The sequence below is a fragment of the Mycolicibacterium sphagni genome, assembly GCF_002250655.1.
GTDB lineage: Bacteria > Actinomycetota > Actinomycetes > Mycobacteriales > Mycobacteriaceae > Mycobacterium > Mycobacterium sphagni.
Genome location: NZ_NOZR01000007.1, coordinates 217892 through 234838 on the forward strand (window position 1 = coordinate 217892; position 16947 = coordinate 234838).

The following is a 16947-nucleotide window of genomic DNA, read 5'->3' on the forward strand; positions in this document are numbered from 1 at the left end:
GTGCTGAACACGCTTAAGCGCGGTAGAGAAGCTGAATTCACCGTTTACGTACGCACTTCCGGTAGTAGCGGTGAGCTGGTGGGCATAGTGGGTGAGGTTGACGTAAGCCAGTAGATACTCTGGAGGGAGGTGCCGTTGAACCCTTTGGTCGCTAAGCCAACGCGCCGGGTTCGAGTCAAGGTTGACGGCAACGGTGCGAATCACGAGGCACCCCGATTCTGTAGGAACGCCAATACATCGGCTTGCTGCCAATAGAGGTAGTGCCCAATTCGTTTGGGGGCTGGGATGATTCCGGACCTCCGCCAGTTGTAAATGGTGCGGCGATGAACGCCGAAGAGCCTCGTCATGTCGGCGGTGGTGAGTAGCTGCGCAAGGCGAGCAGACATATCGAACACCTTATGGTTGGTTAATAACAGTGCGCGCCAACAGAATTCAGACTTGTGCGCAATTAGGTAAACGGAATCAACACATTCCCCTATATACCTATGATATCACGAGGATGTTCCCGATCGGTTTAGTTGTTCGTTGGCAAATCTGACTTTAACCGGGACTGTTATGAGCCTCTCAAGCCCTTCCCGGCCCCGCCGTTAGGCGGCATCCATGCGTGACATGGAGCGTGACAGGTGCGTTATACCTGCAGGTCAAGGCGCTAGATAGGTGCTAGGTATAGGTGCAGGGAGAGGTAGAGGTAAAGAGGCAGGGAAAGGGACAGCGAAAAGGGATAGGTGCGGTTGAGGAACCAGGGCTTGCGACAGAACTCCAGATACTTGGCCGTGTGACTCTTAGTGATGCAGCCCTGAAACGGATCCAACAGGAAGTGGCAGCCGCCCCGAAGCTGTCAACGGCTCAACTGCGGCACATCGGGAATCTGATCGGCCTCACGCCAGTTGATACGGACACCGAAACCCTCATCCCTTCCCTGCATCCCGCCCTTGCCGACCGACTCAATGGTGATGTTGCGGCATAGCGCGTGGATGATGTTCCGACGCCGGGACAGGGACAACCCATCCCAAACCTTCTTCAGATCTGTAACGCCCGCTAAGCCCTCAAAGAGGTGTGATCGCGCTATCCGCTGCATCCGGTCCTCAACATCGTTCAGCTTCGCTTCTAGCCGCTCGGATGCCACCCGCATCTGCGGGCCAGTCAGATTCCCTTCGGCGTAATCGATGCCAAGAGCATCAATCCGGGCGCGGATGACTGCTGCCTCTCCATGAAGCTGCTTAGCCTCCTCCCGGTCCGCTTCGTTCTCCGCAACCCAATTGCCGACGTTGGCTAGGTGCGCCAGGATCAGAGTCACCACGTACTCATCAATCTCATCGATGCGTCGGGACACCTTGTAGCACAACGGATTCTTGCACTTGTACACCGGGCGTTTGTTGTTCATACCCGAGATGAGTTTCTGGCCGCAGCTACCGCAGCGCATCAACGACCCCAACAGCCGGATTCGTACCGTCGACTGACCACGATGCCGCCCGGGCGCAGTGAGATGAAGCTTTACCGCTTTCCAGGTGTCCACATCGATGATGGCGGGCCAGTCCCCATCGCCAACGATTTCGCCCCGGTAAGCCCGCTTGCCGATGTTGCGTGGATTTAGCAACAGACGCTTGAGCGTGACGCTGTTCCACGGCTTACCCAAGGTGGTGGGCAACCCTGCTTTGTCCCACCGCTTGCAGATGGACAGCAGCGAGTCGCCGCGCATTACATCGAGGTATGCCTGACGTAAGGCGTCTGCTTCCCGTGGGATCAGCGCGGGATGGTCGTGGTTGCCGTCGTATCCGAACTGGCGTGGTCCCCAGCCCTTGCCCATCTCGGCCATCTGCTGGAATGCGGCAATCTGGCGGGCTGATTTTCGTTCGACTTCGCCCCGGTTGACGCTACCGAGGATGCGCGCAACTGTGCGGCCCATATCGGTCGTCAGGTCCAGATCCCCGCTCACGGTGTGGATGGGCACACCGAGATCAATCAAGTCTTCAAGGTCCCGCAGCTGTCGGTACAACCGGTCGGGGTGCCAGCACACAATCACGTCAACCTGACCGGCGCTAACGTCGGCCAGCATCCGCGCGTACGCGGGTCGTGGCTTGCGACTCGATGCGCTGGTGTCATTGTCGACGTATTCGACGGGCGTCAATCCGCGCTGCTTACACAGCTTTAGGCAGGCTTCACGCTGCCTGGTGACGGCCAGTTCGTCGTTGTCTTTGTCGACCGATTGGCGCAGGTAGACGGCTGTTTTCATGGCATCTCCAGGGTAAGGAGAGCTGTCGCAAGCCCTCCCGTGGAGGAATGCCTTACCGCCGCCTATTGGGACCTGACGGTATTCGGCGTGTCCGTCGTCGTCGGTGCCGGCATTTTCACTGTCACCGCGTCGACCTTCGGCAACATCACCGGCCCGGCCCTCTCGGTCTCGTTCATCATCGCCGCGGTGACGTGTGGTCTGGCCGCGCTGTGCTACGCCGAGTTCGCTTCGACGCTGCCGGTGGCGGGCAGCGCCTATACCTTCTCCTACGCGACGTTCGGTGAGTTGACGGCATGGATCATCGGTTGGGATCTGATCCTGGAGTTCGCGGTGGGGGCTGCTGTGGTGGCCAAGGGCTGGTCGAGTTACCTGGGGACCGTCTTCGGGTTCTCCGGCGGAGTCGTAAGCATCGGACCGTTGGAGTTGGACTGGGGCGCCCTGCTCATCGTCGCGGTGGTCACCACGCTTCTGGCGCTGGGCACGAAGTTGTCGGCGAACGTCTCCGCGGTAATCACCGCCATCAAGGTCGCGGTCGTCGTCCTGGTCGTCATCGTCGGGGCGTTTTACGTCAAAGCTGCCAACTTCTCCCCGTTCATCCCACCGTCGGAAGTGGGTAGGGGTGGGTCCGGAACGGGCATCAACCAGTCGGTCTTCTCCCTGCTCACCGGCGCCGAAAGCAGTCACTACGGCTGGTACGGCCTGCTGGCCGGCGCCTCCATCGTGTTCTTCGCGTTCATTGGCTTCGACGTGGTGGCCACGACAGCCGAGGAGACCAAGAACCCGCAACGCGACGTCGCGCGGGGCATCCTCGCGTCGCTGGCGATCGTCACGGTGCTCTACGTATCGGTGTCGATCGTGCTGTCGGGCATGGTCAGCTACGCCGACCTGCGGGACAAAGGGCAGGACGGCCACCCCAACCTCGCCACCGCGTTCGAGCTCAACGGGGTGGGCTGGGCGGCCAAGGTGATCTCGATCGGGGCGCTGGCCGGCCTGACGACGGTGGTCATGGTGCTGATTCTGGGGCTGTCGAGGGTGTTGTTCGCCATGGCCCGCGACGGGCTGCTCCCGCGCGAGCTGGCCCAGACCGGCAGCCATGGCACACCGGTGCGGATTACTGTTCTGGTCGGTGTTCTCACCGCGGCAGCGGCGACGGTCTTCCCGATCTCCAAGCTCGAGGAGATGGTCAACGTCGGCACGTTGTTCGCGTTCATCCTGGTATCGGCCGGTGTGATCGTGCTGCGCCGCACCCGCCCGGACCTGGAACGCGGTTTCCGGGCGCCGTGGGTGCCGCTGCTTCCCATCCTGTCGATCGCCGCCTGTGGCTGGCTGATGCTCAACCTCACCGCTCTGACCTGGATCAGGTTCGGAGTGTGGATGGTCATCGGGGTGGCGTTCTACCTGCTCTACGGGCGCCGTCACTCGGTGCTTGCCCAACGTGAGGCGGAGCGCGCCCTCTGATTTACAAAACAATGTTGTTTGTCTAGACACCCGACAAATTCATCTCTATAGTCAAGCCATCAACGGACTACGGAGGTATCTGTCATGACGTCACAGCTGAACAACGGCTTCACGCCCGTGCCGTCCGCCGCGCAATGGCGGGACAAGAAGCGCTACCTGTGGCTGATGGGGCTGATCGCGCCGACCGCACTGTTCGTGGTGCTGCCGATCATCTGGGGTCTCAACCAGTTGGGGTGGACCGCGGCGTCGGAGGCCTTCTTCTGGGTCGGGCCTTTCCTGATCTATGTGCTGTTGCCGTCGCTCGACCTGAAGTTTGGCCGCGACGGCCAGAACCCGCCTGACGGGATGATGGAGTACCTGGAGAACGACAAGTACTACCGCTATTGCACGTACGCGTTCCTGCCGTTCCAATTCGTCAGCGTGATCTTCGGCGCCTACATGTTCACCGCGTCGAATCTGAGCTGGCTCGGCTACGAGGGTGGACTCGGCTGGTTCGCCAAGATCGGGCTGGCCCTGTCGGTGGGTGTGCTCGGTGGCACCGGCATCAACACCGCCCACGAGTTGGGACACAAGAAGGAGTCACTTGAGCGGTGGCTGTCGAAGATCAGCCTGGCCCAGACCTTCTACGGTCACTTCTATATCGAGCACAATCGTGGCCACCACGTCCGGGTCGCCACCCCGGAGGATCCCGCTTCGGCCCGTTTCGGTGAGACTTTCTGGGAGTTCTTGCCGCGCAGCGTGTTCGGCAGTGCCCGTTCCGCTCTCAAGCTCGAGGCGGCCCGCATTCGCCGCCTCGGCCGAAGCCCGTGGGATCCGCGAACCTGGCTGGGCAACGACGTGCTCAACGCCTGGTTGATGTCAGTGGTCCTGTGGGGCGCGCTCATCGCGCTGTTCGGCCCGGCGGTCATTCCCTTCCTGATCATCCAGGCGGTGTTCGGGTTCTCGATGCTGGAGTCGGTGAACTACCTCGAGCACTACGGACTGCTGCGCCAGAAGACCGCAGGAGGCCGCTACGAGCGGTGCTCGCCGCAGCACAGCTGGAACTCCGATCACCTGGTGACCAACCTGTTCCTGTACCACCTGCAGCGGCACAGCGACCACCACGCCAACCCGACCCGGCGTTACCAGACGCTGCGCAGTATGGATGAAGCTCCCGAATTGCCCAGTGGTTACGCGACTTTGATCGGCGTGACGTATCTCCCGTGGGTGTGGCGCCGGATGATGGACCACCGGGTGCTCGAGCACTACAACGGTGACATCACCAAGGTGAACATCGATCCGCGCCGGCGGGCGAAGATCTTGGCCCGGTATGGGGTGCCCGCATGAGCGCCCACAAGTGCCCGGTCTGCGACTACGTGTACGACGAGGCGAAAGGTGCTGCACGGGAAGGGTTTCCGCCCGGAACCGCGTGGGCTGAGGTCCCCGAGGACTGGTGCTGCCCCGATTGTGGCGTCCGAGAGAAGGTCGACTTCGAAGAAATGGGAGCCATGAAATGACTGCCTACAAACTGTTCGTCTGCGTGCAGTGCGGGTTCGAGTACGACGAGGCCAAAGGCTGGCCGGAGGACGGCATCGCTCCCGGCACCCGGTGGGACGACATCCCGGAGGACTGGAGCTGCCCGGACTGCGGCGCCGCGAAGTCGGACTTCGAGATGGTGGAAGTCGCGAGGCCGTGACCACTACAGTCGCGCATGTGAAGAGGCCTCGGGTTCCCTATCCCGAGGCCTCTCGTGCGCTGCTGCGAGACTCGGTTCTCGACGCGATGCGCGAAGAGCTGCTGACCAAGGACTGGTCGACGATCACGCTGACCGATGTCGCGCGCACCGCCGGGATCAGCCGCCAGACCATCTACAACGAGTTCGGCTCCCGCCAGGGCCTGGCGCAGGGCTATGCGCTGCGGCTGGCCGACCGCCTGGTGGATGCCATCGACGACGCGATCACCTCCAATGTCGGCAATGTGCTGGCCGCGTTCACCGAGGGTTTCCGGGTGTTCTTCACCGAGTCGGCCGCTGATCCGCTGGTCATCTCGTTGCTGACCGGTGTGGCCAAACCCGACCTGCTGCAGATGATCACCACCGACAGCGCGCCGATCATCACCCGCGCCTCGGCGCGCCTGACCGAGGCCTTCATGCACAGCTGGGTCAGCGCCAGCGAAGAGGACTCGGGTGTGCTGGCCCGGGCGATCGTGCGGCTGGCCATGAGTTACGTCTCGATGCCGCCCGAGGCCGACCACGATGTGGCCCTAGACCTGGCCCGATTGATGACGCCGTTTGCCGAACGATACGGTGTTATCGATATTCCTTAGCTGTCAGAGCGCTTCGAGCGCCTGTCCCGCGAGCCCGCAGGCTGAGGGTGTCGCCAACGCGTGTCTGCGCGTGTAGAAGGCAATGACGAACGAAATGGGGCTCTTTATGTCTGACCTGACCGTCGATGTTCGCAATGGCATCGACTTCAAAGTCGCCGATCTGAGTTTGGCCGAGTTCGGCCGCAAGGAGATCCGGCTGGCTGAGCACGAAATGCCCGGATTGATGTCGCTGCGCCGCGAGTACGCCGATGTGCTGCCGCTCAAGGGTGCGCGGATCTCCGGCTCGCTGCACATGACGGTGCAGACCGCGGTGCTCATCGAGACGCTGGTCGCGCTCGGTGCTGAGGTGCGCTGGGCGTCGTGCAACATCTTCTCCACCCAGGACCATGCGGCGGCCGCGACCGTAGTCGGCCCGCACGGCACCGTCGAGGAGCCCAAGGGCGTCCCGATCTTCGCCTGGAAGGGCGAGACGCTGGAGGAGTACTGGTGGGCCGCCGAGCAGATGCTCACCTGGCCGGGCGAGCCCGCGAACATGATCCTCGATGACGGCGGCGACGCCACCATGCTGGTGCTGCGCGGCGCGCAGTACGAGAAGGCCGGCGTGGTTCCGCCCACGGAAGAAGACGCCTCCGACGAGTGGAAGGTCTTCATGGCTCTGGTCCGGGCGCGCTACGAGACCGAGAAGGACAAGTGGACCAAGATCGCCGAGTCGGTTCAGGGCGTGACGGAAGAGACCACGACGGGTGTGCTGCGGCTATACCAGTTCGCCGCCGCGGGTGAACTCGCGTTCCCGGCCATCAACGTCAACGACTCGGTGACCAAGAGCAAGTTCGACAACAAGTACGGCACCCGGCACTCGCTGATCGACGGCATCAACCGCGGCACCGATGTCCTGATCGGCGGCAAGGCCGCCCTGGTGTGTGGCTACGGGGACGTCGGCAAGGGCTGCGCCGAGGCGCTCAAGGCTCAGGGCGCCCGCGTCGCGGTCACCGAGATCGACCCGATCAACGCGTTGCAGGCGCTGATGGACGGCTTCGAGGTCAAGTCCGTCGACGAGGCGATCGGCTGGGCGGACATCGTCATCACCGCAACCGGTAACCAGGGCATCATCACCCTCGAACACATGAAAGCGATGAAGCACCAGGCGATTCTGGGGAACATCGGTCACTTCGACGACGAGATCGAGATGGCGCGCCTGGAACGTTCGGGTGCCACGCGGATCAACATCAAGCCGCAGGTCGACGAGTGGGTGTTCGGTGACTCCGGCAAGTCGATCATCGTGCTGTCCGAAGGCCGGCTGCTGAACCTGGGCAACGCGACCGGGCACCCGTCGTTCGTGATGAGCAACAGCTTCTCCAACCAGGTGATCGCCCAGATCGAGCTGTGGACCAAGAACGACGAGTACGACAACGAGGTCTACCGGCTGGCCAAGCACCTGGACGAGAAGGTCGCTCGTATCCACGTCGAGGCTCTTGGCGGCACACTGACCAAGCTCACCAAGGAGCAGGCGGAGTACATCGGCGTCGACGTCGACGGCCCGTACAAGCCGGAGCACTACCGCTACTAGTCAAAATCGAGTCGGCGCGCAGATCGCGTTCTCGCGTGAGATCGTGATCTGTGCGCAGACTCGGGGCTGTCGCAGCGCTGTCCGCGGTGGTTGTTGCTGCAGGTTGTGGCGCTGACAAAGGCGTTTCCACGCAGAGTTCGCCGGTGCCGCCCGCTGTCGCGCAGATGACACCGTTGGTCGGCTCGGTGCCGTTCGCACCGATCCCGTTCAAGGGATCCGACGGGCTCACCCACCTCGTCTACGAGCTGTGGGTCACCAACTTCACCAGCGGTGAACTGACGATCCGCGACGTCGCTGCGCTCGACGCAGCCAGCGGCAAGCAGATCGGCGAGCTCGACACCGGGTCGCTGGAGCACCGGGTGTATCCGGCGGGTGCGAAGCAGCCGACCAACGTGTTGCAACCCGGCCAGGCGGCCATGGTGTTCATCCATGTGCCGTTGGCCGACGAGAAGCTCGTCCCGCAACAGCTGACGCATCGCGTCCAGGTGACCGCGGCCGCATTGCCGCCGGGCAGCGCCCAAGTGACCGAACAGTTGGCGCCCACCACGGTGGACCGGCGCACGTTGCCGGTGTTGTCGGCGCCGCTGGCGGGGGAGCGCTATATCGGTGCCGACGGCTGCTGCGATGCGCCGCGGCACACCCGCGCGGTTTTGCCGATCAACGGTCAGCTCTATCTGGCGCAGCGCTACGCCGTCGACTTCGAACAGGCCGACGCGCAGAACCGGATCTTCACTGGTGACCCGAAAGATCCCAAGAGCTACCAGATCTTCGGCAAGGAGGTCTACGCCGTGGCCGACGGCACCGTCGTCGGCACGCGCAACGATCTGCCCGAGCAGACCCCCGGCACGTACCCCGCGAACATCGGGGTCGACGAAGCGGACGGCAATTTCGTCGTTCTCGACATCGGTAACGGCTTCTACGTCAACTACGCCCACATGCAGCCCGGCAGTGTGCGACCCAAAGTCGGGGAGCGAGTCAAGCGCGGTGACGTGATCGGTCTGGTCGGCAACTCCGGCAATTCCGTTGCGCCGCACTTACACCTGCATGTCATGGACGGGCCGTCGCCGCTGGCCGCGCAGGGATTGCCCTACCTGTACGACACATTCACGACCACCGGTCAAGTGGCCAGCACCGGGGCCTTCGACGCCGCGGAAGCCACCGGGATACCGCTCGCACTGGTGGCCGACGCCACCCGCACCGAACACACCGACGAGATGGTGCTCGACCAGAACCTCGTCACGTTCAGCCGCTAGACCCTGCCTGTGACCCGTTAGGCTGCCCGCGTGCTGATCGTCATCGAGGGACTCGACGGGGCGGGCAAGCGGACGCTGACGGTCGGTCTGCAGCGCGCCTTCGAGACCGACGGCAAGTCGGTCACGACGCTCGCGTTCCCGCGCTACGGCCAATCGGTCCACGCCGACCTCGCCAGCGAGGCGCTGCACGGTCAGCACGGCGACCTGGCCGACTCGGTATATGCGATGGCGACGCTGTTCGCGCTTGACCGGGCCGGGGCCAAGGATCAGATCGCCGAGTTGGGCCGCGAGTTCAACGTGGTCATCCTCGATCGCTACGTCGCCTCAAATGCCGCCTACAGTGCGGCCCGCCTGCATCAGGACGCCTCGGGTGAGGCGGTGTCCTGGGTCGGTGACCTCGAATACGGACGGTTCGGCCTGCCGAAGCCGGATCGGCAGATCTTGCTCGACGCTTCGGTGGAGCTGGCCGCGCAGCGCGCCAAGCAGCGAGCCGAGCAGGAGGCCGACCGGGCCCGTGACGCCTACGAGCGCGACGACGGACTGCAACGGCGTACCGGCGCGGTGTACGCCGAACTGGGTGCTGCGAATTGGGGCGGACCCTGGTCAATCGTCGCTCCAGACGTCGATCCGGCCGCCTTGGCGGCCTCGCTGACCCGTTAGGGCACCCCCACGCAGCGGAAATGTCGCAACTCGCCCGTGTGGTAGCCGGGGTTTGTCCCAATTCGGTGACACCATGGACACCATGAGGCAAAGGATTCTCGTAGTCGACGACGACCCATCGCTGGCCGAGATGCTCACCATTGTTTTGCGTGGCGAGGGTTTCGACACCGCGGTCATCGGCGACGGCTCGCAGGCGTTGACGGCCGTGCGTGAGTTGCGCCCGGATCTGGTGTTGCTGGACCTCATGCTGCCCGGCATGAACGGCATCGATGTGTGCCGGGTTCTGCGGGCGGACTCCGGCGTGCCGATCGTCATGCTGACCGCCAAGACCGACACGGTGGACGTGGTGTTGGGCCTGGAGTCGGGCGCCGACGACTACGTGATGAAACCGTTCAAGCCCAAGGAGTTGGTGGCGCGCGTGCGTGCCCGCCTGCGGCGCAACGAGGACGAGCCGGCCGAGATGCTCTCGATCGCCGACATCGACATCGACGTGCCGGCCCACAAGGTCACCCGCGAGGGCGAACAGATTTCCCTGACGCCGCTGGAGTTCGACCTTCTGGTGGCGCTGGCACGCAAACCGCGGCAGGTGTTTACTCGAGATGTGCTGCTCGAACAGGTGTGGGGATATCGCCACCCCGCGGACACTCGTTTGGTGAACGTGCATGTCCAGCGGTTGCGGGCCAAGGTTGAGAAGGATCCGGAGAACCCGCAGGTGGTGCTCACCGTTCGAGGAGTGGGTTACAAGGCCGGACCCCCGTGATCGTTCGAGGCTCCGAGGAGGAGCGCCGCTCGTGAATTGCGTCCGCGACGATGCAGCGCTGCGCGCTGACGAGGAGCGGCGCACATGATCCGAGTCGGTTCGAAACAGCGCGGCCCGTGGGGACGATCGGGTCCTCTGGTGCGCGGCTTGAGCGCGCTGAGTCGAGCGCTGGGCTTGATCTGGCGTCGCTCACTGCAGTTGCGGGTTGTTGTGCTGACGCTGGGGCTGTCGGCATCGGTCATCTTGGTGCTCGGCTTCGTACTCACCAGTCAGATCACCAATCGGGTACTCGACGTCAAGGTCCACGCGGCGACCGAGGAACTGGACCGGGCTCGTAATACCGTCAGCGGCACCGTGAGCGGTGAAGAGGCACGGTCGCTGGACAGCAGCCTGCAGCTGGCCCGCAACACACTGATCTCCAAGACCGGCCAGTCGTCGGGGGCGGCGCTGGCCGGCACGTTCGACGTGGTGTTGGTGGTGCCCGGCGACGGACCGCGGGCGGCCACGGCTGCCGGGCCGGTGGACCAGATCCCGAAGTCCTTGCGCGACTTCGTCAAAGCGGGTCAGGTCAGCTACCAGTATTCGACGGTGCACACCGACAGCTTCACGGGGCCGGCCTTGCTGATCGGTACGCCGACACAGTCGCACATCCCGAATCTCGAGCTGTATCTGATCTTCCCGCTCAACAGCGAGGAGAACACGATCACGCTGGTGCGCAGCACGATGGCCACCGGTGGGCTGGTGCTGCTGGTGTTGCTGGCCGGGATCGCGCTGCTGGTGTCGCGGCAGGTGGTGCTGCCGGTGCGTTCGGCATCGCGGATCGCCGAACGCTTTGCCGAGGGCCATCTCTCGGAGCGGATGCCGGTGCGCGGTGAGGACGACATGGCGCGGCTGGCGGTGTCGTTCAACGACATGGCCGAAAGCCTGCAGCGACAGATCACTCAGCTCGAGGAGTTCGGCAATCTGCAGCGCCGGTTCACCTCCGACGTCAGCCATGAGCTGCGCACGCCGCTGACCACGGTGCGGATGGCGGCTGATCTGATTCACGACCACTCCGAAGAGTTGGACCCCGCGCTGCGCCGCTCTACCGAGTTGATGGTCAACGAACTCGACCGGTTCGAGACGCTGCTCAACGACCTGCTGGAGATTTCCCGCCACGACGCCGGCGTCGCCGAACTCTCGGTGGAGGCAGTCGATCTGCGCTCGACGGTCAACAGCGCGCTGGGCAGTGTGGGTCACCTGGCCGACGAGGCCGGTATCGAGCTTATGGTGAATCTGCCCGATCACGAGGTCATCGCCGAGGTCGACGCTCGCCGCGTGGAACGCATCCTGCGCAACCTGATCGCCAACGCGATCGACCACGCCGAACACAAGCCGGTGCGAATCCGGATGGCCGCCGACGAGGACACCGTCGCGGTGACGGTGCGCGACTACGGCGTCGGGCTGCGCCCCGGCGAGGAGAAGCTGGTGTTCAGCCGGTTCTGGCGCTCGGACCCCTCGCGCGTGCGCCGCTCCGGCGGGACCGGCCTGGGTCTGGCGATCAGCATCGAGGACGCCCGGCTGCACCAAGGCCGGCTGGAAGCGTGGGGCGAGCCCGGTAAGGGGGCCTGCTTCCGGCTGACGTTACCTCTGGTGCGCGGGCACAAGGTCACTACCAGCCCGTTGCCGCTGAGACCGATTGCGGCAGAACGTGTTGACGGCCGCAAAGACCAACGCCAGGTTCGACAGCGCGAACCGGCGGGGGAGAGCGTGTGAGACGCCAGTTGCTGGCGGTGCTGGTGGCCGGACTGGTCGCGGTCTTCCTCGGCGGATGTGCTGGTGTGCCTAATTCCTCGGCGCCGCAGGCGATCGGGACCGTCGAACGACCACAACCCAAGAGCTTGCCCAAGCCCACGCCGGGCATGGATCCCGACCAGTTGTTGCGCGAATTCCTCAAGGCCACCGCCGATCCGGCTAACCGGCATCTGGCCGCTCGCCAATTCCTCACCGCGTCGGCGTCCAGCAGTTGGGACGACCAGGGCAGCGCGCTGCTGATCGATAACGTCGTGTTCGTGGAAACCCGCACTCCCGACCGGGTTTCGGTCACCATGAAGGCCGACATGCTGGGGTCGCTGTCCGATGTCGGGGTGTTCGAGACCGCCGGGGGCCAGCTCCCCAACCCCGGAACGATAGAGCTGGCGCAGACCCCGGATGGGTGGCGAATCGACAAGTTGCCCAACGGGGTGTTCTTGGATTGGCAACAGTTCCAGGCCACTTACAAACGCAACACCCTGTATTTCGTCGATCCGACCGGCAAGACCGTCGTTCCCGATCCGCGCTATGTCGCGGTGGCCGACGCGGACCAACTGGCCACCGAACTGGTCACCAAGCTGATCGCCGGCCCCCGGCCGGAGATGGCGCGGACGGTGCGCAACCTGCTGGGGCCGGTCAAACTGATCGGACCGGTGACCCGCGCCGACGGTGGCAAGACGGGTATCGGGCGTGGCTACGGCGGCGCGAGGGTCGACCTGGAAAATCTGACCACGACGGATCCGCACAGTAGGCAATTGCTTGCCGCACAGGTCATTTGGACGCTTGCCCGGGCTGATATCAAGGGGCCGTATGTGATCAACGCCGACGGCGCTGCCCTTGACGACCGGTTCGCCGACGGCTGGAACACCACCGACGTCGCGGCCACCGACCCCGGCGCGGTGGACGGCGCCTCGGCCGGCGTGCACGCACTGATAAACGGGTCGATGGTCTCGCTGGACGGGCAGCGGGCCACACCAGTGCCGGGCTCGTTCGGGCAGATGCCGGCTCAGGTGTCGGCGGCGTTGTCGCGGACCGGGCAGAACATCGCGTCGGTGACGGTGCTGCGCCCCGACGCGCCGGACATGGTCTCGTCGTTGTGGATCGGCCCGAACGGCGGGGTAGCTGCCAAGGCCACCGACTCACGGTCGTTGACGCGACCGTCGTGGGCGCTGGACGACGCGGTGTGGGTGGTGGTGGACGGCAACAGTGTGGTGCGGGTGATTCAGGAGCAAGCCTCCGGGCAGCCCGCGCGGATCCCGGTGGATGCCGCCGCGGTGACGTCCCGATTCCCCGGCGCGATAACCGAATTGCAGCTGTCCCGCGATGGGACCAGAGCGGCGATGGTGGTCAACGGTCAGGTGATTCTGGCTGGTGTGGAGCAGACGCCGGCTGGGGATTTCTCACTGACCTATCCGCGTCGGCTCGGTTTCGGCCTGGAGGCGTCGGTTGTGTCGCTGTCTTGGCGCACCGGTGACGACATCGTCGTCACGCGCACCGATGCGGCTCATCCGGTGTCGTATGTGAATCTCGACGGCGTCAATTCCGACGGACCCAGTGGCAACATCGTGATGCCGGTGTCGGCGGTAGCGGCGAACCCGGCCGCGGTCTACGTGTCGGACAGTCGTGGGGTGCTGCAGCTGTCGGGAACCAGCGCCGAGAACAGTCAATCCTGGTCGGATGTACGGCCTTTCCTACTGCCCGGCGCGGTGCCGGTGCTTCCCGGCTGATAGGAGATTCGGTGTCTGGACCCGTACTGCCTGGAGTGATCCGCCAAATCGGTTATATAGTGCAGGATTTCGACAAGGCGATAGCCACCTGGCTCGAGCTCGGTGTCGGCCCGTTCTATGTGCTGCGCAGTGTCACGCAGACCGGCGTGTATCGCGGCGAGGAATGTACGGTGACGCTGACGATCGGGTTCGCCAACAGTGGTGATCTGCAGGTCGAGGTCATCCACCAGGACAACGACGCTCCGTCGATCTACTCGGAATTCACCTCGGCCGGTGGCGACGGCTTTCATCAGCTGGCGTACTGGACCGACGACTTCGACGCGGCGTTGGCGGCCGGTAAGGCTGCCGGCTGGCCGGTGGTGTGGTCGGGCGGGGATGCCGGGGTCGCCCGGTATGCCTACTTCGAGCCGCCGCCAGGCACCGCGGCGACCATCATCGAGCTGATGGAACTCACCCCGGCGACGGCTGGGATGGGTGAATTGGTGCGTACGGCAGCGCTCAACTGGGACGGAACCGACCCGATTCGGATCTTGAACCCGTAGCCGGTCTGGGTTCTCTTTTCCCCGTTCTGGCAGGGTAGTGGCAGTTCAGTGGGGTGAATTGTGGGCGGGCTGTCAAGCCAGTAGCGTTTGCTCTGTGAGTGGAACTGGCGATGGCGGTGTCTTGAATGTGGACCCTGCGGTGTTGCGGGCCGCTTGCGAGGCGTTGACCGCGGGCGCGCAGCATCTGCAGGCCGGGCTTCGCGATCTCGACACCGAAGCCCAGCAGGTGCTGGGGACGTGGGAGGGGTCGGCGGGCGGCTCTTATTCGGCTGCGTGGCGGCAGTGGCATGACGGTTCATTGAAGGTGCAGCAGGCGCTGGCGAGTATCGCCGAACGGCTTGGCCAGGCGGGGCAAGCGTTCGCGGCCAACGAGCAGGCGTCCGCCGCGGAGCTGCGAGGTGTGCACCGTGGCTGATGCATTTGCTGTCGACCTGGACCGGCTGGCCGACATCGTCGAGCGCATGGCGTCATATCAGACAACGGTCGACTCGATGTTGGACGAGTGCGATGCCGTTGTGGCCAACTTGCATGCGAATTGGCACGGGGTTGCCAGCGACGCGCACGATGCCGTGCACAAGCAGTGGAAAGAGGGGGCTGAGATGATGCGGAATGCGTTGGCGCAGTTGCGTTCGGCGGGTTCGCATGCCCACACCTCTTACACCGGCGCGGTCGAGGCGAATCAGAAAATCTGGGGCTAGTCGCCGTGGGTGAACCGTTGCGGGTGGATCCTGCAGCGTTGTCGGGCGCGGGTTCGGCGGTCGCGGGGCTCAGTGAGGGGATCACTGCCGCGGTGAGCGCGCTCACCGCGGCCTACAACGCAGACACCGGTCAAGATGCGGCGGGTACGGCTTTCGGCTTCGCCTATCAGGAGTCGGCTCGAGCACTGGTCGACGGTGTCGCGAAGGGCGTCAATGCCTTACGTCATATCGGTTATCTGATTCAGGGGTCGGCGACCAACTATTCGCAGGCCGAGGCCGCCGCCGATATCCGCGGCGCGGCAGCACCGCTACCTGCGCCGACGGCGCCTGCGGAATTCTCTGCGCCAGGTGGCGATCCAGATGTGAACGGGGCCGGTCAAACTCCTCCGGTCTTGTGGTACCTCGTCGAGTTTCTCGTCGGAGATTGGTGGCCCAACGGCGAGCCGAGCGAGCTACGGGCTGCCGGCGCTGCATGGAATGCTTTCGCAACGCCGCTGTACGGCATCACCGGTGAGAACGCCGGCGCATACGCGGTGATCGACGCGCAGCAGATGCCGGACAAAGAACCGATGAAGGCCGCCGTGCGCGATGTGGGCACGGCGATGTCGTCGCTGGCGGGCGAGGCGCAGAAGCTCGGCAGCGAATTAAGCCATTTCGCAAGCGATGTCGAGAACACGCAGAATGCGATCCGGGACCTGCTCAACAAGCTCAAGTCGGTGGTCGGATCGATATCCGACAACGGCATCTTGGGCACTGTCTTCGAGTTGGTGACCGGTGACGCCGAGGAGAAGATCCAGGAAGTCGCCAACGACATCAAAGCCGTTATCGCCAACCACAAGCGGCAGTCCGCGGCACGCAAGGAGCTGCTGTCCGACCTTGTCAACGGAATCAAGAACTATTCGCGCGCAATGGAAATCGTGTTGCGGGTGGAGCTGGTCAACTACCTGGGCGAGGATGCTGGCCGGATCGCGGCCAACATCGCTGACCAGATGACAGACACGTCCGTCGGTTTGACGCTCGGCGCTGTCAACACCGTCGGCGGCCTCGTCACCTCCTTCGATCCGATCGGGGACCCGAAGGGCACGTTGGCCACGATCGAGGGTCTGGGCAAGATGGCCGAGGTCTTCAACCCGATGACGGCACCGCTGGCGTTTGCGACTGATCCGCAGGGCAGTCTTGACATGGTCAAGAAAGTCACGCATTTCAACGACATCTTTACCAGCAACCGTCCGTTCATCGGGGTTGGCGAGTTGGGCTTCGACGTCGGCACCGCTGTCATTCCGGGCGGGGCGGGCGTCAAGGCTGCTGGTGGTGCACGGGCGGCGGAGGGGGCGGCTGCGCGTGCGGAGGTTTCGGCGACTGAACGGGTGGCGGGTGAAGCCGGTGGTTTAGTTTCGGCGACAACGGGATTACGCGGGGTTGAGGGTGAACTCAAGGGCGCCACGTCGAAGCTCGACGATCTGAACAAGACGGGCTTTGACGGCGGAAAGCCGCCACCCGGAAGTCCCGGCCCGTTGCCGAAGACGCCCGAGCCTCCGCCTGCACCTCGCGAACCCGTTCCGTCGGGGGCGCCCGGGAAGCCGACGTCGGCACCGACGTCAGGCGATCACCTTCCGCCTCCGGTTACGCATACGCCGCACACCGAGCCCGCGCCGACGGGCGAAGGCGCGCCCGGTCGGGTTCCTGGCGCGGCTGAAGCTCCCGCTGCGCCAGCAAGTTCGGCAGGACGTCCTCCAGTCTCTGACCCGATAGCCGAGGCCCCCGCCGCGGCCGCTGGAGCCTCGCCAGGCGGATCCGGTCTGCCGAATGTCCCCTCAGCCGGTTCGATGGGCGGCGAAGCCGCGCACGCGCCGAGCGGAATGCCGTCGGGCATAGGTGACGCGGGGGATCGGGTGCCCGTAAGCGTGGGTGCGCACGGGGCGGAGGGCGCCGGTGGCGGGGCAGGGCATGGTCC

Annotated in this window: 16 protein-coding genes and 1 pseudogene; 15 read left to right on the top strand and 2 right to left on the bottom strand. The window is 64.4% G+C overall.

Annotated elements, in window-relative coordinates; all coding sequences use genetic code 11:
* Positions 1-200: 200 nt before the first annotated feature.
* On the bottom strand, positions 201-386 hold the full coding sequence (locus CG716_RS11080) for a helix-turn-helix transcriptional regulator (protein WP_094479377.1): 186 nt from the start codon (positions 384-386) through the stop codon (positions 201-203).
* Between the two features lie 452 nt (positions 387-838).
* Entirely contained in the window at positions 839-2233 is a 1395-nt protein-coding gene (locus CG716_RS11085; protein WP_133066919.1) for a recombinase family protein, read from the bottom strand.
* Positions 2234-2296: 63 nt separating this feature from the next.
* Between CG716_RS11085 and CG716_RS11095 the strand changes: the two are divergent.
* The 15 genes and pseudogenes from CG716_RS11095 to CG716_RS11165 form a co-directional block, all read left to right on the top strand.
* Positions 2297-3691 (top strand): annotated as a pseudogene (locus CG716_RS11095) (amino acid permease); the annotation flags it as partial.
* An 84-nt stretch (positions 3692-3775) separates the two neighbouring features.
* On the top strand, positions 3776-5017 hold the full coding sequence (locus CG716_RS11100) for an alkane 1-monooxygenase (RefSeq protein WP_094479381.1): 1242 nt from the start codon (positions 3776-3778) through the stop codon (positions 5015-5017).
* Positions 5014-5187 carry a rubredoxin gene (locus tag CG716_RS11105; protein WP_094479383.1) on the top strand — a complete coding sequence of 58 codons (174 nt, stop codon included), beginning with the start codon at positions 5014-5016 and terminating at the stop codon, positions 5185-5187. Before CG716_RS11100 ends, CG716_RS11105 begins: the two co-directional genes overlap by 4 nt.
* Positions 5184-5366, top strand: coding sequence for a rubredoxin (locus tag CG716_RS11110; RefSeq protein WP_094479385.1), 183 nt, complete (start codon positions 5184-5186; stop codon positions 5364-5366). Before CG716_RS11105 ends, CG716_RS11110 begins: the two co-directional genes overlap by 4 nt.
* Positions 5363-5995 carry a TetR family transcriptional regulator AlkX gene (alkX, locus tag CG716_RS11115; protein ID WP_094479387.1) on the top strand — a complete coding sequence of 211 codons (633 nt, stop codon included), beginning with the start codon at positions 5363-5365 and terminating at the stop codon, positions 5993-5995. Before CG716_RS11110 ends, alkX begins: the two co-directional genes overlap by 4 nt.
* A gap of 106 nt (positions 5996-6101) precedes the next feature.
* Positions 6102-7562, top strand: a complete 1461-nt coding sequence (gene ahcY, locus CG716_RS11120) for an adenosylhomocysteinase (protein WP_094479453.1) — start codon at positions 6102-6104, stop codon at positions 7560-7562.
* A 143-nt stretch (positions 7563-7705) separates the two neighbouring features.
* Positions 7706-8815 (top strand): M23 family metallopeptidase, encoded by a 1110-nt coding sequence (locus CG716_RS11125; RefSeq protein ID WP_234817800.1) that lies wholly within the window; start codon positions 7706-7708, stop codon positions 8813-8815.
* 30 nt (positions 8816-8845) lie between these two features.
* On the top strand, positions 8846-9475 hold the full coding sequence (locus CG716_RS11130) for a dTMP kinase (protein ID WP_094479391.1): 630 nt from the start codon (positions 8846-8848) through the stop codon (positions 9473-9475).
* Between the two features lie 73 nt (positions 9476-9548).
* The gene (gene mtrA / locus CG716_RS11135; protein ID WP_071947075.1) at positions 9549-10235 is read left to right on the top strand and encodes a two-component system response regulator MtrA; all 687 of its coding nucleotides are present in this window, start codon (positions 9549-9551) and stop codon (positions 10233-10235) included.
* Between the two features lie 84 nt (positions 10236-10319).
* The gene (gene mtrB, locus CG716_RS11140) at positions 10320-11990 is read left to right on the top strand and encodes an MtrAB system histidine kinase MtrB (protein ID WP_275988576.1); all 1671 of its coding nucleotides are present in this window, start codon (positions 10320-10322) and stop codon (positions 11988-11990) included.
* Positions 11987-13753, top strand: coding sequence for an MtrAB system accessory lipoprotein LpqB (gene lpqB / locus CG716_RS11145; RefSeq protein ID WP_094479393.1), 1767 nt, complete (start codon positions 11987-11989; stop codon positions 13751-13753). The genes mtrB and lpqB overlap by 4 nt, the downstream gene beginning before the upstream one ends.
* An 11-nt stretch (positions 13754-13764) precedes the next feature.
* Entirely contained in the window at positions 13765-14295 is a 531-nt protein-coding gene (locus CG716_RS11150) for a VOC family protein (protein ID WP_094479395.1), read from the top strand.
* 94 nt (positions 14296-14389) lie between these two features.
* On the top strand, positions 14390-14710 hold the full coding sequence (locus tag CG716_RS11155; RefSeq protein WP_165774100.1) for a WXG100 family type VII secretion target: 321 nt from the start codon (positions 14390-14392) through the stop codon (positions 14708-14710).
* Entirely contained in the window at positions 14703-14993 is a 291-nt protein-coding gene (locus CG716_RS11160; protein ID WP_234817801.1) for a WXG100 family type VII secretion target, read from the top strand. The genes CG716_RS11155 and CG716_RS11160 overlap by 8 nt, the downstream gene beginning before the upstream one ends.
* A 5-nt stretch (positions 14994-14998) precedes the next feature.
* Positions 14999-16947: WXG100 family type VII secretion target (locus CG716_RS11165; RefSeq protein WP_094479401.1), on the top strand; the 1949-nt coding region annotated here is incomplete at its 3' end.

Coding starts and splice junctions, on each gene's coding strand:
- CG716_RS11080 (WP_094479377.1), bottom strand. CDS start 386: ATGTCTGCTCGCCTTGCGCAGCTACTCACCACCGCCGACATGACGAGG.
- CG716_RS11085 (WP_133066919.1), bottom strand. CDS start 2,233: ATGAAAACAGCCGTCTACCTGCGCCAATCGGTCGACAAAGACAACGAC.
- CG716_RS11100 (WP_094479381.1), top strand. CDS start 3,776: ATGACGTCACAGCTGAACAACGGCTTCACGCCCGTGCCGTCCGCCGCG.
- CG716_RS11105 (WP_094479383.1), top strand. CDS start 5,014: ATGAGCGCCCACAAGTGCCCGGTCTGCGACTACGTGTACGACGAGGCG.
- CG716_RS11110 (WP_094479385.1), top strand. CDS start 5,184: ATGACTGCCTACAAACTGTTCGTCTGCGTGCAGTGCGGGTTCGAGTAC.
- ahcY (WP_094479453.1), top strand. CDS start 6,102: ATGTCTGACCTGACCGTCGATGTTCGCAATGGCATCGACTTCAAAGTC.
- mtrA (WP_071947075.1), top strand. CDS start 9,549: ATGGACACCATGAGGCAAAGGATTCTCGTAGTCGACGACGACCCATCG.
- mtrB (WP_275988576.1), top strand. CDS start 10,320: ATGATCCGAGTCGGTTCGAAACAGCGCGGCCCGTGGGGACGATCGGGT.